Consider the following 16,311-nt stretch of genomic DNA (forward strand, 5'->3'; position numbering starts at 1 on the left):
TCTGGTTCATTCGTCGTGGCGTGCGGTGTCGATCCGGTAGAAGCGGCGCGCGTTGCCGCCGAAGAGGCCATCCAGCGCCGCGGCGCCGAGCAACCGCGCGCAATCGTCCTCGCACGCGGCCAGCCATTCGCCGTAGCCGCCGCACGCCGACGCCAGCCGCAGCACCGGCCAGTCGCTGCCCCACATCAAGCGCGTCGGCCCGAACAGCTCGGCCAGCGCGTGGACGTACGGCCGCGTGCGCGTGCGGGCGGCATCGGCGCCGGCCGACGGCCCCGCTTCGGTCCACAGGCCGGACAGCTTGCAATGAAGATTCGGCAGGCGCGCGAGCCGGCTCATCGCGGACAACCACGGCTGCAATTCGCCGCGCTCGATGAACGGCTTCGCGCCGTGATCGATCACGATCGGCAGCTCCGGATGGCGTCGCGCGAACGCATGCAGCGCATCGAGATGGCGCGGCATCACCAGCGCATCGAAACTCAGCGCATGCTCGAGCATCGCGGCGACCGCGCGATCCAGCCGCGGATCGTCGATCCACGCGTCGTCGGGCAGATCCTGCAGCATCGGTCGCAGGCCGCGCGCCTTCGGTGCGGATGCAAACGCCGCGATCCGCGCCGGTGCGTCGTCGGCCTTCAGGTCGACCCAACCGACCACCGCGCCGACGGTCGGCGTGTCAGCCGCGAGATCGAGCAGAAAGCGCGTGTCGGCTTCGCTCGGCAACGATTGCACGAGGACGGTGGTATCGATGCGCGCGGCATCGAGCAGCGGCGCCAGATCGGCGGGGCCGAAATCCCGGTGAATCGCATCGAGTTCGGCCGGCGGCCAGCAGCCGGCCCGCGCGCCGATGCGCCAGTAGTGCTGATGGGCGTCGATCCGTGCGGTCATGCGCGTGCTCCCGGCACCGGCGCGTGCGCGTCGATCAGCCCTTCGTCGCGCAGCGCGTCCCACAGTTCGGCCGGCGCGGGGCGCTCGAACCAGTCGATGTTCTGCTGCAACTGCGCCACGCTGCGCGCGCCGACCACGCACGACACGACGGCCGGATGGCCGAACGGAAACTGCAGCGCGGCGGCGGGAAGCGGCACGTCGAAGCGCTCGCACAGCGCGCCGAGCCGCGTCGCCTTGTCGATCACGTCGGCGCTCGCGTCCGCATAGTTGAACTTGCCGTTGCCGGCGAGCAGGCCGGAATTGAACACGCCGCCGATCACGATTGCCGTCCCGTCACGGGCGCACGCGTCGAGCAGCGGTTCGAGCGCCGTCTGTTCGAGCAGCGTGTAGCGGCCGGCCAGCAGCACCGCATCGAGCGCCGCTTCGTTCAGCGCGTCGGCCGCCACTTCCCATTCGTTCACGCCGAGGCCGAATGCGCCGATCTCGCCGCCCGAGCGCAGCGCGTCGAGCGCGCGAAACCCGCCGCCGCGCGTCAACTGCTCCCAGTAGTGCGCGTGACGATCGCCGTGCGTCATCGCGCCGATGTCGTGCACGTACAGCATGTCGACGCGCGCGAGCCCGAGCCGTTGCCGGCTGTCGTCGTGCGAGCGCATGATCCCGTCGTAGCTGTAGTCGTAGACCGGCCGGAACGGCAGCGGCTCGGCCCAGCCGTCGTCGCCGGGGCGCACGCTCGCGTCGGCGCGCATCAGCCGCCCGACCTTCGTGCTGAGCGTGAACGTGCGGCGCTCGCGCGGGGCGAGCCCCGCCCCCACGCGCCGCTCGGACAGCGTGTAGCCGTAGTACGGCGCGGTGTCGAAATAGCGCAGGCCGGCCGCCCACGCGGCGTCGACGAGCGCGGCGGCGTCGGCGGCCGCCATCGGCCGATAAAGGCCGCCGAGCTGCGAGCAGCCGAGGCCGAGCGCCGACACCGTCAGCCCGCTGCGCGGCAAGGTGCGCGTATCGTGTGCGTTCATGAGGCGTGACTGGATACGGGGAAAAGGGATCAGTACAGGACGTTCTTCGCCGCCTGCGAATCGAGGTTCTGCTTGTCGACCATCACGACGCCGGTATCGATCAGCTTCGGCGTGGGCTTGTGCTCGATCACGTCGAGCGCGGTGCGCACGCCCTGGTTCCCCATCTGCCACGAGCCCTGCACGGCGATCGCCTGCACGGTGCCATCGCGCACGAAGCCCTGCAGATCCTCGTTGCCGTCGAATCCGATCGCCACCACCTTGCCCGCCTTGCCCGACTGCTTCAGCGCACGGCCCATCCCGACCGCGGTCGGCTCGTTCGCGCCGAAGATGCCCTTCAGGTCCGGGTTCGCCGACAGCACGTCGGTCGTCTGGTTCAGCGCGGTCGCCATCTGCGATTGCGAGTAGTACGGGCCGACGATCTGCAGCTTCGAATGGCTCTCGATGTATTTGCGGAACCCGCCGACGCGGCTGACCTCGGAGCCCGCGCCCGGCACGTACGACATGATCGCGATCTTGCCCGACTGCCCGACGCGGTCGATCAGCGCCTTCGCGCACAGCGCGCCCGCCTTCTCGTTGTCGGTCGACAGGAACGCCTGGTAGTACGGCTTGCCGGCGTCCGCGATCGCCGAGTCGATCAGCACGACCGGGATGTGCGCTTCCCACGCCTTCTTGATCGCGGGCACGAGCGCATCGGGATCGGACGGCGCGAGCACGATGGCCGCCACATGCCGCGTGACCGCGTTGTCGACCATGTTGACCTGCCCGCTGATGTCGGATTCGGCCGCCGGCCCCTGGAACGTCATCGTGTAGCCCTTGGCGCCGTCGAGCGCCGCCTTCGCGCCTTTCTGCACGTTCTGCCAGTAGTTCGAATTGACCGTCTTGACGATCACCGCGATCTCGCCGCCCGCCGCATACGCGCCGCTGCTGCACACCGCGAACACGCACGCCGATGCCGCCAGCAGGATGGATTTGTTCATGTCTCGCTCCGCTTCTCGTTGGTAGGGACTGCTTGCTGCCGGTCAGGGCCGGCGGTTGCGCAACTGGTCGATCCACACCGTGCCGAGGATCACGACGCCGATGATGATCTGCTGGATGAAGCTCGATACGCCATTCATGTTCAGGCCGTTGCGCAGCACGCCGATCACGAACGCGCCGATCGCCGTGCCGGAGATCGTGCCGACGCCGCCCATCAGCGACGTGCCGCCGATGACCGAACTGGCGATCGCGTCGAGCTCGTACATCACGCCTTCGTTCGGCTGCCCGGTGACGAGCCGCGACATCAGCACGCAGCCGGTCACGCCCGCGAGCGCACCGGACAGCACGTAGGTGAACAGCTTCACGCCCTGCACGTTCACGCCCGACAGCCGCGCGGCTTCCGCGTTCGACCCGACCGCGTAGATGTGACGGCCGAGCGACGTTCTCGACAACAGCACGGACACCACGACGAACAGCACGACCATGATCACGACCGGATACGGAATGCCGGGAAAGGTCGTGTCGGGAAAGCCGTCCGCGCCGATGTGCGAGATCCGCAGCAGCGCGCCGTTGCCGAGCGCGCCGAACGCGTCGCCGAGATCCGATACCGGCCGCGCGCCCGTGATCTGCAGCGCGATGCCGCGCGCGACGAGCATCATGCCGAGCGTCGCGATGAACGGCGGCAGGCCCATCTGCGTCACGCAGATGCCGTTGACGAGCCCGCACAGCGCGCCGACCAGGATGCCGGCCGCCATCGCCACAGGCACCGGCACGCCGACCTTGACCAGCAGCGCGGCACAGACGCCGGCCAGCGCGAGCACCGAGCCGACCGACAGGTCGATGCCGCCGGTGATGATCACGCAGGTGGCGGCCACGCCCAGATAGGCGATGGAGGTGACCTGCAGGCCGACGGTCATCAGGTTGTCGACGGAGAAGAACGCCGCGCTCGATATCGAGAACGCGAACACGAGCACGACGAGGCTGCCCAGCGCCGCGAACTTCTGGATCAGGTCGCGCCGCCGCTGTCGCGCCGCCCGCTCGTCGGCCTGGCTTCGATCGGATGTCATTTCAAGCATGGGAACGCCCCGACGCGTAGTGCATGATCTCCTCCTGACTGGTGTGTTTCGTATCGAGAAATGCGGTCAATCGACCTTCGTGAAAAACGGCGATCCGGTCGGTCATGCCGAGCAGTTCGGGCAGTTCAGAACTGATCAGCACCACGCCGACGCCGTCGGCCGCGAGCCGGTCCATCAGCCCGTAGATCGCGAATTTCGCGCCGACGTCGATGCCGCGTGTCGGCTCGTCGAAGAACAGGATCTTCGAGCCGCGGTAGAGCCATTTGCCGATGACGACCTTCTGCTGGTTGCCGCCGGACAGGTTGCGCACGCGCTGGTGCACGGACGGCGTGCGAATCGCGAGGTCCTGCACGTAGCGGCGCGCGACGTCGAGTTCGTCGTCGAAGCGCAGGAACCCGAAACGTGACGTGATGCCGCGCACGTTCGCGAGCGTGAGGTTCGCCGCGACGGGCATCGGCAGCGCGAGCCCCTCCTTCTTGCGGTCCTCCGACAGATACGCGATGCCGTGCCGGATCGCCTCGCGCGGCGAACGGATCGTCACGGGCCGGCCGTGCAGCGCGATCGTGCCGCCGTCGATGCGATCCGCGCCGAAGATCGCGCGGGCGATCTCGGTGCGCCCCGCGCCCATCAATCCGGCGAAACCGAGGATCTCGCCGCGGCGCAGCGCGAACGACACCGGCCCGAACACGCCGTCGCGGCGCAGGTCCCGCACGTCGAGCAGCACCTCGTCGGTCGGCACCGATTGCCGCGACGGATAGGCGTCGTCGAGCGTGCGTCCGACCATGCGCGCGACGATGTCGTCGATGCTCACGTCGGCGAAATCGTCCGTCGAGATGTGGCGCCCGTCGCGCAGCACCGTCACGCGATCGACGATCTGCGCCATTTCGTCGAGCCGGTGCGAGATATACAGAATCGCGACGCCGTCCGCGCGCAGTTCCTCGATGATGCGAAAGAGCTGCACCGTCTCCGCTTCCGTCAGCGACGACGTGGGCTCGTCCATGATCAGCACGCGCGCGTCGTGCGACAGCGCCTTCGCGATCTCGACCATCTGCTGCTGCGCGATCGACAGCACCCCGACCTTCGTCGTCGGGGCCACGTTCAGGCCGATGCGCGCGATGCAGCGCGCCGCATCCGCGTTCATGCGTTTCGTATCGACGAACGGCCCGCGCCGCGGCTCGCGCGCGAGGAACAGGTTCTCCGCCACGCTCAGGTGCGGAACGAGATTGAGTTCCTGGTGAATGATCGAGATGCCGGCCGCCTGTGCTTCGGAAGCCGAACGAAACCGCACCGGCGCGCCGCGATAGTGAACGACGCCGTCGTCGGGCAGGTACTGGCCGCTGATGATTTTCATCAGCGTGGATTTGCCCGCGCCGTTCTCGCCGCACACCGCATGCACCTCGCCGCGGCGCAAGTCGAGGCGAATCCCGTCGAGCGCGAGGACGCCGGGGAAGCGCTTGCGAATCCCGTCCAGGCGCAGGATCTCCCGGTCCGCTTCGTCGTGCGCGGCCTGACCGGGCAGATTGCGAGGCATTGCCATTGCGTCTCCTTGGGGTGGATCGACCTCGGCACTATCCGGTCAGTCCAATTTGGATGAATTACAGCAATCAAACCACTTTTGGTCAAGCCAATTTAACTATTCACATCCGATCTTACCAATAGTGAAAACCCGGACATCCGGAGGAACGCGCCGCCACACGGGGCGATGCGGCAAGCGTGATAGACTCCGCGACACGCGCTTTCGCCCAAAGCGCATCGATCCCTATCAATCGGATGAAATCGACAGAACCCAAGCGGCTTTACCAATCGGTCGCGGCCCAGATCGTCGCGTTGATTCGTCAGGGCGAATTCGCCATCGGCGAGCGGCTGCCGCCGGAGCGCGAGCTGGCGCTGACGCTCGGCGTATCGCGCCCGTCGCTTCGCGAGGCGCTGATCGCGCTGGAAATCGGCGGCCAGATCGAAATCCGGATGGGCTCCGGCGTCTATGTGCGCGACACGGCGGCCGACGCTGTCGGCACGATGGTCACGCTCGGCGACAGTCCGTCGGAATTGATGCAGGCGCGCGCGGCCGTCGAGGGCAGCGTCGCCGCGCTGGCCGCCGCGCGGATGACGGCGGCGATGCTCGAGCGCTTGCGCCGCACGGTGCAGCGCATGAAGCGGCTCGCGGAAGCCGGCAAATCACCGGTCGAAGCCGACCGGCAGTTCCACATGCTGATCGCGGAAGCCGCCGGCAATTCGGTGCTCACCCGCTTCGTCGGCGAGCTGTTCGACAGCCGTCACGACCCGATCGCGACCGCGATGCGCGGCCACGCGGAGAATCCGCAAACGTGGACCGCCGCCGTGCGCGAGCACGAGGACGTGCTCCTCGCGTTGCAGGCCGGCGATCCGATCGCGGCCCAGACGGCCATTCGCGCGCACCTTCGCGCATCCGAAGCGCGGTGGATCGAGGGTGGGCTGAAAGCCGATCCGGATTGAGCGTGCGCTGGCGCGGACACGCGTCGGCGAACGCGCAGCCTCGGCTACGCGCTATTCAACGCCCTGCCACGCGGCCCGTTCGCTCGCCGTGCGGCGCGACGGCAGCGTGCGCGGCACCAGGCTCGTCACCAGCACCGAGCCGACCACCAGCAGCCCCGCGACCACCGCGAACCCTGCATACGGCGCGCCCGTACGTGCGAACAGGACGCCGACCAGCCACGAACTGAACGCGCCGCCGAGCGAACCGAGCATGCTGATCACCGCGATGCCGGCTGCCGCCGCCCGGCCTGTCAGCTGGGCAGCCGGAATCGTCCAGAACACGATCGGCACGGTGAACGCGCACAGCTGCGCGATCGCGAGCAAGGCCACGGTGATCCCTACATGGCCGACCGAGAAGCGCAGCAGCAGCAGGCTGCACGCGGTGACGAGCATGCAGGCCACCGTATGCCAGCGGCGCTCGCCGTATCGGTCGGAACTCCATGCGATCGCCACGTTGCCGATCATCGTGAACACGGAAATCAGTCCGGACAACCAACCGATTCCGGTGACGCTCGCCACCCCGGCCGCCTTCAGCACCGTCGGCGACCAGAACGTCACCGTCCCCATCCCGACGTAGACGCAGAAATAGATCGCCGCAAGCCCCAGCACGCGCGCGTTGCGAACGATGTCGAGCACGCCCGCCCGGTCATGGCCGACGACGGCCGACGCGCGCTCCGCGTCCAGATCGCGCAAGAGCGCCTGCCGGTCCGCAGGCGACAGCCATGCCGCCCGCTCCGGCCGGTCGCTCAGCATCAGCGGCGCGACCAGCCCGAGCGCGATGGCCGGCAATCCCTCGATCAGGAACAGCCACTGCCATCCGCGCAACCCCATCGTGTCCTGCAGGTGCGCCATGATCCAGCCGGACAGCGGTCCGCCGATCATCCCCGCGACCGGCACGGCAAGCAGCAGCACGCTGTTGACGCGGGCGCGCACCGCATCCGGAAACCAGTACGACAGGTACAGGATCAGGCCCGGAAAGAAGCCGGCCTCGGCGGCGCCGAGCAGAAAGCGCACCACGTACAGCGACACGCTGCCGGTCACGAACATCTGCGCCACGGTACACAGGCCCCACAGCACCATGATTCGCATCAGCGTGCGGCTCGCGCCGATGCGCGCCAGCACCAGGTTGCTCGGCACCTCGAAGGCGGCGTAACTGATGAAGAAGATGGCCGTCGCGGAGCCGAATACGGCTTCGCTCAAGCCGAGGTCCTGCAGGAACTGCAGCTTGGCGAAACCGATGTTGACGCGATCGACGAAATTGATCACGTAGCAGACGAACAGAAACGGAATCACGCGCAGCGCGATCCGACGATACAACATGGCAGGGGGTGACTCGGACATGGACCGCTCCCGGTATGTGGACATGCGTCACGAACAGGCGAGGCGTGGCGGGACAATTATACAAATCCCGTATTTCGGGATTTATTGGTAGTTAACACGAGGCGAGCCGTTGCATGCCGCCTGTGTCAGGTTGTCGGCCTTCATTCGTCAGTTTTGTAATAAATTCTAGACCCCTCTCGATCGCCTTGACCATGAAGCCCACGTTACCAGGTCGCGCGGGACACCCTATGTAAACCCCACCTCATAAATAAACTCAATCCCTTATAATGAGATTAATAAAAAATATGGTTGTCAACGACATTCGCTGGCCGATATCGCCCGGCACCCCCGCATTTCTTTCGATTTAGTTACGCTCCGTCACCTTCCGCGGGGGTGTTCGCTCGACCAGCGCCCGCAGGCTCTTCGATCGCGTCACGCGGTGTTTTTTTCTGGATATGATCGTCGGCAGGACTGACCGCATTGCACCGCGCGTTCGGAAGCCATCCGGGCCGCGCGCGCATGGCGCGATCGCGCTGCCCGCGCCGGCAGCATGAGCCGGCTTCGGCCGGCATCGAATTTGAAACGGGATGCATTCGCCACGCCATGAACCTGCGCGCTGAAACACTGTGCTTCTCGGATGTGTTCCTCCATTCCCAGGCGATCGTGAACTGGTCGCAGCACTACGACCAGATCAGTCCGGGCACCGCGACGACCACGCTGCGCCAGGTCGCCGGCCAGCGTTTTCACGTCTTTCGCGAACGCATCAACCAGCGCGTGATGCAGCACGGCCTCGCGCCGCGCGACCGGCTCTGCTTCGCGCTGCCGATCGCCAGTGCGGTCGCGCCCGTGGTCCAGGGGCGCACCGTCGAGCGCCCGAGCCTGCTGACGCTGCGCGGCGGCGAGGAGTTCGTCGCCCATCTGCCGTGCGACACCGAGGTGCTCGCCTTCACGATCGACCGCACGCTCGCGGCCGATCGCGAGGTGGATGAACTCGCGAACCTGCCCGCGCGTTTCCTGAAGCAGCCCGTGCTGCCGATCTCGCCCGCGCGCTACCGCAACGCACTGGACGGCCTCGAACGCGTACTGGGCCAGGCGCTCGACAGCGGTTCGCTCACCGCCCGCGATGCGTTCGACGAACGCGTGCTCGCGCACAGTCTGGTCGGCATCCTGCTCGACCTCGTGCAACCCGACGACCCGGATGCCGGTGCGCTGCCGTCGGCCTCGACGCAAAGCTACATCGTGCGCCGCAGCCAGGAAATCGCGCTGGAATCCGACGACGTGCCGACGGTGATCGATCTCTGTCACCATCTGCGGATCAGCCGCCGCACGCTGCAATACAGCTTCCAGAACGTGGTCGGCACCACGCCGACCGCCTACCTCCGCTCGATCCGGCTGAACGCCGTGCGCCGCTTCCTGATGACGACGCCCGACACGATACGGATCGGCGACGCGGCAGCGCAATTCGGCTTTTGCCACTTCGGACGCTTCTCCGCCTACTACCAGCAGCATTTCCACGAGCTGCCGTCGCATACGCCGCGCCTGAGCTGAGCCCGCAGCGGGCGCATGGCGGCGCCGCATGCGGGTAATCCCCTGCCGCCGCCGCGCATGCGGATTGCCGATTACGGACAACGCCCGTTTTTTCGGCACCGTAAATTTTTGTCGTCGGCCCTGCTCGCATGCTCGCTGCACCGCATCGAGCGGCCGTCCAAGCGCACACCCGTGTCGTCGGCGAACGTCGGCATCGCTTGCCGGCGCGTCAGGATCGGCGCGCGGCACGGGGCTATCGATCAGGCATGCCGGTGTCGACTCCTGACGGACGATCCGGCCAGCGGGACTACTCATGAACGAATCGTCACCCCGGTCCGAAGCGGGGCTCAGCAGGAACGCCGTCGGACTCTCCCACATCGTCTTCTTCGTCGTCGCCGCGGCCGCGCCGCTCACCGCGATGGTCGGCGCGACGCCCGCGGCATTCTCGCTCGGCAACGGCCCCGGCGTGCCCGGCGTATTCGTGCTGGCGGGCATCATGTACCTCATCTTCAGCATCGGCTATGCCGCGATGAGCCGGCACATCTCCAATTCAGGCGCCTTCTATGCGTACATCGCCAACGGACTCGGACGCCCCGCCGGCGTGGGCGGCGCGTTCGTCGCGATCGTCGCGTACAACGCGGTGCAGATCGCGATCTACTGCATGTTCGGCTTCTTCCTGAACGACAGCATCCAGCGGCACTACGGCGTCGACGTGCCGTGGTGGGCGTTCGCGCTCGCGTGCGTCGTCGCGGTCCACTTCTGCGGCGCGCGTCGCATCGAGTTCAGCGGCCGGCTGCTCGGCATGCTGATGATCGGCGAAATCGCGATCGTGATGCTGCTCGATCTCGCGATCGTCGTGCACGGCGCGAGCGCCGGCGGCTTCAGCGCGAAACCGTTCAGCCCCGCGATGGTGTTCGCGCCCGGGCTCGGCACCGCGCTCGTGTTCGTGCTCGGCTCGTACATGGGCTTCGAGGCGACGGCGATCTTCTCCGAGGAGGCGCGCGACCCGAAGCGCACGATTCCGCGCGCCACGTACCTCGCCGTGATCCTCATCATGGCGTTCTACGCGCTGTCGTCGTGGGCGATCGTCGAGGCGTGGGGCGAGCGCGCGATCGCCGCGCAGGCCGCGCGCGATCCGGCCAATCTCTGGTTTGCCGTCAGCGGCCGGCTGCTCGGCGGCATCGCGACGGACGCGATGAACGTGCTGCTCGTCACGAGCCTGTTCGCGGCCATCCTGTCGTTCCACAACACGATCACGCGCTATTTCTACGCGATGGGCCGCGAACGCGTGCTGTGGCGCAAGCTCGGCCATACGTGCCCCGTGCATCGTTGCCCGGACGTCGCCGGCAAGGTGCAGACGTCGATCGCGCTCGCGGCCATCGTCGGGTCGGCCGCGTTCCGCCTCGATCCGTTCGCGGTCGTGTTCTCGTGGATGAGCGCGCTGGCCACGATCGGCATCATCGCGGTGCAGATCCTGGTGGCGGCGTCGGTGATCGCGTTCTTCGCGCGCGATCACCGCGACGCCGGCGTCGTGCATCGGCTGATCGCGCCGCTCGTCAGCGTGATCGCACTGGGCGCGTGCCTCGTGCTGGTCGTGCGCAACCTGTCCGTGCTGAGCGGATCGGATTCGACCTTCGTCGCGATGTTTCCGTATTTCCTCGTCGCCGTCGGCGCGCTCGGCATCCGCGCCGCGCTGCGGTTGAAGCGCAGCGACCCCGACCTGTATCGCGAACTCGGGCGCGCCGCCCAGTAACCGCCGTCCGGACGGTGCCGCGCCGCACCGTCGTCTCGTTGCGCCCTCCCCGAGCATTTCCCGCTGCCGACGCGACCCGCCATGCGTCGCGCCGGCGCGGGTATTCCCTATCCCGCTCGCGCCGCAACGATTGCCGATAGCGGACAAGGCGGGCGTTTTCATCGACATACAGTGAATGCGACGTCGAAGCCGCGCCGCGGGCAGTTGCCATCGCCCTCACCCGTTCGGCCCGACGATTCGCCCCTCGGAAACACGGAACACCATGATGAAAATTCAGAATCTGATCGACGGCAGGCATTGCGACGCAGCGGCCGGCCGTACCTTCGAAAAGCTGGCGCCGGCGACCGGCGACTACGTCTCCGCCGTGCCCGCATCGACCGCCGAAGACGTCGATCGCGCGGTGCGTGCCGCGCACACCGCGCTGCACGGCGACGCGTGGGCACGCGCGGGCGGCCCGGCCCGGGCCCGCTGGCTGCTTCGGCTGGCCGACCTGGTCGAGCGCGACCGTGACGCGCTGGCGGAATGCCTGGCCGTCGAACAAGGGCGCCCGCTTGCCGAGATGCGGATGATGGACCTCCCGATGTGCATCGACACGCTGCGCTATTTCGCCGGCTGGGCCGACAAGCTCGAGGGCCGCACGATTCCGACCGACGGCTTCATGGGCCGCCCGACGCTCAGCTACACGCGGCGCGCACCGGTCGGCGTCGCCGGTCTGATCATCCCGTGGAACGCGCCGTTGATGATCGCGGTGTGGAAGCTCGCGCCGGCGCTCGCGGCCGGCTGCCCGGTGGTCATCAAGCCGTCGGAGGACGCGCCGCTGGCCGTCGCCCGGCTCGGCGAACTCGTGTGCGAAGCCGGCCTTCCCGCCGGGGTGGTCAACATCGTCCACGGCGTGGGCGCGGAAGTCGGCGCCGCGCTGGTCGCGCACCCGCTCGTCAACAAGATCAGCTTCACCGGCAGCACCGAAGTCGGGCGCGCGATCGCGGGCGTGGCAGCGAAGACCTTCAAGCGCGTCACGCTCGAACTCGGCGGCAAGGCCGCGCAAATCGTGTTCGCGGATGCCGATCTCGACCGTGCGATTCCGTCGCTGATGGCCGGCATGTTCGCGAACCAGGGGCAGACGTGCGCGGCCGGCTCGCGCGTGCTCGCGCACCGCTCGATCGCGCAGGCACTCGAAGAACGGCTTGCCGACGCGGCCCGCGCGATGCGCGTCGGTCCGCCCTCGGAGCCAGGCGTGCAGATGGGCGCACTGATCAACCCGCGCCACCTCGCGCGCGTCCGGGCGCTCGTCGACGGCGCGCTCGCCGAAGGGGCGGTGATGCTCGCCGGCGACGAACAGGTGCCGCCGCGCGGCTGCTTCATGCGCCCGACGATTCTGGGCGGTGTCCATCCGGGCATGCGGATCGCCCGCGACGAGGTGTTCGGCCCGGTCGGCATGGTGATGCCGTTCGAGACCGAGGACGACGCCGTTCGCATCGCCAACGACACGCCGTTCGGCTTGTCCGCGTCGGTGTGGACGCAGGACGTCGGCACCGCGCACCGTGTAGCCGAGCGGCTCGACGTCGGCGCGGTCGCGATCAATGCGTGGAGCCCGATCGACGCGCGCCTGCCGTGGGGCGGCACCAAGCAAAGCGGGATCGGGCGCGACCTGTCGAAGGCCGCGCTCGATTCGTACCTCGAGGAAAAGATCGTCACCGCAGCCCTGTGATCCTGCGGCGCACACCGCGCCGCCCCCTGTTCAAGCACTTCGTAAGAGAGACGAGAGACACCATGGACTATCAAAAGCGTCAAAAACGATTCTGGCACCCGATGAGCTCGGCGGCCGCCGGGCATACGACGCCCACCGTGATCATCGAGCGCGGCGACGGCAACTACGTGTACGACGTCGACGGCCACCGCATGCTCGACGGCGTCGGCGGACTCTGGAACGTCAACGTCGGCCACAACCGCCCGGAAGTGAAAAGCGCGATCGCGCGGCAGATGGACGAGCTGTCGTACTACCAGACCTTCGACGGCGTCGCCCATCCGCGCGTCTACGATCTGGCCGACCGCCTGTGCGCGATGTTCGCGCAGGAAGACATGCAGCGGGTGATGTTCGGCAGCGGCGGCTCCGACGCGATCGAGACCGCGCTCAAGATGGCGCGCCAGTACTGGGTCGCCGCGGGCGAGCCGTCGCGCACGAAATTCCTGTCGCTGCGCAACGGCTATCACGGCGTGCACATGGGCGGCACGTCGATCGGCGGAAACGGCGTCTACCATTACAATCATGGCCCGCTGCTGCCCGGCTGCGTGCTGCTCGACACGCCGTGGCTCTATCGCAATCCGTGGAATTGCGACGATCCGCACCAGCTCGTCGAGCACTGCATCCGGCAGCTCGAGGAAACGATCGCGTTCCACGGCCCGCAGACCATTGCCGCGTTCGTCGCCGAGCCGGTGCAGGGCGCGGGCGGCCTGATCGTCCCGCCGGCCGATTACTGGGCGCGCGTGCGGGCCGTGTGCGACCGCAACGGCATCCTGCTGATCGCCGACGAGGTGGTCACCGGCTTCGGCCGCACCGGCAGCCTGCTCGGCAGCCGCGGCTGGGGCGTCGCCGCCGACATCCTGTGCGTCGCCAAGGGCATTTCCGCCGGCTACGTGCCGCTCGGCGCGACGCTGTACAACGGGCGGATCGCCGACGCGATCGAACACGGCGCGGGCTTCTCGCACGTGGTCATGCACGGCTATACGTACAGCGGGCATCCGCTCGCGTGCGCCGCGTCGCTCGCGGTGCTCGACATCGTCGAGGCCGAGGATCTGCCGGGCAATGCGGCACGGGTCGGGCAGCGCCTGCTCGAACAATTGCTGCCGCTGAAGGCCGACTTCGAAACCGTCGGCGACGTCCGCGGCAAGGGGCTGATGCTGGCGCTCGATCTGGTGACCGACAAGGCCAGCCGCACGCCGCTCGATCCGGGCAAGGGGTTCGCCGCCCGCGTGGCCGATGCCGCGCGCCGGCGCGGCGTGCTGGTGCGCGCGATCGCGAACAAGCTGGTGATGTCGCCGCCGCTGACGCTGCAGCAAGGCGAAGCCGACTTCATGGCCGTGACGCTGCGCGAGGCATTGCAGGAGTGCTGCGCGGATTCGCGCGCGATCGCCTGACCTCGCGAAACAGCCTGGCGCACGGGCCTTTCGTCGAAGGTCCGTGCGTATCGCCATCCGGCCTCGGTTCGACGAAGATCGCCGCGGGACGTCGAAATCGACGATCGGCATCCCGCCTGTCGCAGTGTCGTTTCAAAGGAAGACAAGTCAAATGGACAACCAGGCCATTGCATTCCCCGCGGAGAAATACCCGCTCGCGCTTCGGCTGCTGCACTGGGTCAGGGCGATCCTGATCGGCGCGCAACTGTGGACCGGCTGGACGATGGTCCGGCTCGACGACAACCTGCCGGCCAAGTTCGACTGGTACTACCCGACGCACAAGGAGTTCGGCGTGCTCACGCTGCTGGTGATCGTCACGCAACTGGCGATTCGCTCGATGAAGCCGTTGCCGCCGCTGCCTTCCACGCTGCCGACGCTCGACCGCAAGCTCGCCAAGATCGGCCACTACCTGCTGTATGCGCTCGCGATCATCGTGCCGCTGATGGGCTATTCGATGTCCAGCACGTATACGCAGAGCGACGGCGTGCCGTTCTTCTTTTTCCGCGTACCCGAGCTGCTGCCGAAGAACGACCATTGGTTCGAGGCGTTTCAGTGGTTGCACAAGACGCTCGCCTATACGTTGCTCTCGCTCATCGTGCTGCATGTCCTTGGCGCGCTGAAACACCGGTTCTTCGACCGCAACCCGGAAAACGACGTGCTGCGGCGGATGCTGTAGCGCCGACGCCACGCGGAACCGCGCACCCTGCGCGGTTCGTCATTCGGTCCGCCCAGTCGCGCGGACCTCTTTTCTTCAAATTTTATATTTCGTTTTACTAACGACAAGCGGACCCACTGAACGCGTCCGATGCTGGCGTATGCCGTCTGAAATCGCACCACGCCGCGTGGGCCGCCACACCTGGAGATCGACGATGAAGAAGATGATGGCGGCCGTATCGGCCGCGAGCGCGATGGGATTCGGCCTGACGGCCCACGCGCAAAGCACCGTGACGCTGTACGGCCTGATCGACGAAGGCGTCAATTTCACGAGCAACGCGGGCGGCAGCAAGGCTTACCAGATGGTCAGCGGCGATACCGTCGGCAGCAACTGGGGGCTGAAAGGCACCGAGGATCTCGGCGGCGGGCTGAGAGCACTGTTCCAGCTCGAGAACGGCTTCAACGCGAGCAACGGTGCGCTCGGCGTGACGTCGCGGATGTTCGGCAGGCAGGCCTACGTCGGCCTCGATTCCGACCGGTTCGGCACGCTCACGTTCGGCCGCCAGTACGATCCCACGCTCGACATGTGGAGCCCGTTCACGGCCACCGGCAACTGGCTCGGCGATTTCGGCGCGCACCCGTACGACAACGACAACGCCGATTGGGACTACCGCATCCAGAACAGCGTCAAGTACGTGTCGCCTTCCTACGCCGGCTTCAAGGGCGAAGTGCTCTACGGGCTCGCGAACCAGGCGGGCGGCTTCGCGCGGAACCGCGTCTATAGCGCCGCCGTGCAGTACCAGGCGGGTGCGTTCTCCGCCGCCGTCGCGTACCTGAAGGCCAACCATGGCGGCGCGACCGCGGGCGGGGCATTGTCGAGCGACGACACCGTCTTCAGCGGCCGCTCGCAGCAGAACATCGATGCCGGCGCATCGTACAAGTTCAGCGACAAGCTGACGCTGTCCGCCGCGTATTCGCACGTCGACGTGACCGACCCCGAATCGAATCTCTACTTCGCGAACCAGCCGGCCGCAGGCTCGCAGAACGCGTGGAAATTCGACAACTTCGAGGTCAACGGCCAGTATTTCTTCCGGCCGGACGTCTGGCTCGGCGCCGCCTATACCTACACGCATGCACACGTCGCGACGGCGGCGGGCGATGCGTCGCCGAACTGGCACCAGGTGTCGATGATGCTCGACTACGATCTGAGCAAGCGGACCTCGACGTACGTCCAGGGCGCGTACCAGCATGCGACCGGCCATACCGGCACCGACTTCGACTACGCGCACGTGCTCGGCACCGCTGGACAATCGTCGGGCCGCAACCAGTTGGCGCTGCGCGTCGGGATGATGCATCGCTTCTGAACCGAGTGGGAAAACACGGGCTCTCGCGCGACGGACGCGACAGCCCGTGTTTCTCGCGCGTC

At 67.4% G+C, this 16,311-nt stretch carries 13 protein-coding genes; 7 read left to right on the forward strand and 6 right to left on the reverse strand.

The genetic code is table 11. The features are described 5' to 3' along the window. Positions 1–6: 6 nt before the first annotated feature. Genes CFB89_RS31405 through CFB89_RS31425 form a run of 5 tightly spaced genes read right to left on the reverse strand, consistent with a single transcriptional unit; the run spans position 7 to position 5,483 of the window. Positions 7–882 carry an amidohydrolase gene (locus CFB89_RS31405; RefSeq protein WP_089471350.1) on the reverse strand — a complete coding sequence of 292 codons (876 nt, stop codon included), beginning with the start codon at positions 880–882 and terminating at the stop codon, positions 7–9. Beyond that, complete coding sequence (locus CFB89_RS31410) at positions 879–1,895, reverse strand: aldo/keto reductase (RefSeq protein ID WP_089471351.1); 1,017 nt, start codon at positions 1,893–1,895, stop codon at positions 879–881. The genes CFB89_RS31405 and CFB89_RS31410 overlap by 4 nt, the downstream gene beginning before the upstream one ends. A gap of 29 nt (positions 1,896–1,924) precedes the next feature. After that, a complete protein-coding gene (locus CFB89_RS31415; RefSeq protein WP_089471352.1) occupies positions 1,925–2,872 on the reverse strand; it encodes an ABC transporter substrate-binding protein in 948 nt (315 codons plus the stop codon). A gap of 42 nt (positions 2,873–2,914) precedes the next feature. Further along, on the reverse strand, positions 2,915–3,946 hold the full coding sequence (locus CFB89_RS31420) for an ABC transporter permease (RefSeq protein ID WP_089471353.1): 1,032 nt from the start codon (positions 3,944–3,946) through the stop codon (positions 2,915–2,917). Then, the gene (locus CFB89_RS31425; RefSeq protein WP_089471354.1) at positions 3,939–5,483 is read right to left on the reverse strand and encodes a sugar ABC transporter ATP-binding protein; all 1,545 of its coding nucleotides are present in this window, start codon (positions 5,481–5,483) and stop codon (positions 3,939–3,941) included. Before CFB89_RS31425 ends, CFB89_RS31420 begins: the two co-directional genes overlap by 8 nt. A gap of 233 nt (positions 5,484–5,716) precedes the next feature. On the opposite strand from CFB89_RS31425, the gene CFB89_RS31430 reads away from it, so the two are divergent. Next, positions 5,717–6,418 carry a FadR/GntR family transcriptional regulator gene (locus tag CFB89_RS31430; RefSeq protein WP_089471355.1) on the forward strand — a complete coding sequence of 234 codons (702 nt, stop codon included), beginning with the start codon at positions 5,717–5,719 and terminating at the stop codon, positions 6,416–6,418. 51 nt (positions 6,419–6,469) lie between these two features. Here the strand turns inward: CFB89_RS31430 and CFB89_RS31435 are convergent, their stop codons facing one another. Beyond that, positions 6,470–7,798: an MFS transporter gene (locus tag CFB89_RS31435; RefSeq protein ID WP_089471356.1), complete on the reverse strand. Its 1,329-nt coding sequence runs from the start codon at positions 7,796–7,798 to the stop codon at positions 6,470–6,472. 582 nt (positions 7,799–8,380) lie between these two features. Between CFB89_RS31435 and CFB89_RS31440 the strand changes: the two genes are divergently transcribed. The 6 genes from CFB89_RS31440 (at position 8,381) to CFB89_RS31465 (ending at position 16,249) form a co-directional block, all read left to right on the forward strand. After that, the gene (locus CFB89_RS31440; protein ID WP_089471357.1) at positions 8,381–9,325 is read left to right on the forward strand and encodes a helix-turn-helix domain-containing protein; all 945 of its coding nucleotides are present in this window, start codon (positions 8,381–8,383) and stop codon (positions 9,323–9,325) included. A gap of 292 nt (positions 9,326–9,617) precedes the next feature. Then, on the forward strand, positions 9,618–11,057 hold the full coding sequence (locus CFB89_RS31445) for an APC family permease (protein WP_089471358.1): 1,440 nt from the start codon (positions 9,618–9,620) through the stop codon (positions 11,055–11,057). A 262-nt stretch (positions 11,058–11,319) separates the two neighbouring features. After that, the gene (locus tag CFB89_RS31450; protein ID WP_089471359.1) at positions 11,320–12,765 is read left to right on the forward strand and encodes an aldehyde dehydrogenase; all 1,446 of its coding nucleotides are present in this window, start codon (positions 11,320–11,322) and stop codon (positions 12,763–12,765) included. 62 nt (positions 12,766–12,827) lie between these two features. After that, a complete protein-coding gene (locus CFB89_RS31455; RefSeq protein WP_089471360.1) occupies positions 12,828–14,192 on the forward strand; it encodes an aspartate aminotransferase family protein in 1,365 nt (454 codons plus the stop codon). A 151-nt stretch (positions 14,193–14,343) separates the two neighbouring features. Beyond that, complete coding sequence (locus CFB89_RS31460; RefSeq protein ID WP_089471361.1) at positions 14,344–14,907, forward strand: cytochrome b; 564 nt, start codon at positions 14,344–14,346, stop codon at positions 14,905–14,907. Between the two features lie 193 nt (positions 14,908–15,100). Then, a complete protein-coding gene (locus tag CFB89_RS31465) occupies positions 15,101–16,249 on the forward strand; it encodes a porin (protein ID WP_089471362.1) in 1,149 nt (382 codons plus the stop codon). Positions 16,250–16,311: the final 62 nt, after the last annotated feature.

Source organism: Burkholderia sp. AU16741 (genome assembly GCF_002223345.1).
Classification (GTDB): domain Bacteria; phylum Pseudomonadota; class Gammaproteobacteria; order Burkholderiales; family Burkholderiaceae; genus Burkholderia; species Burkholderia sola.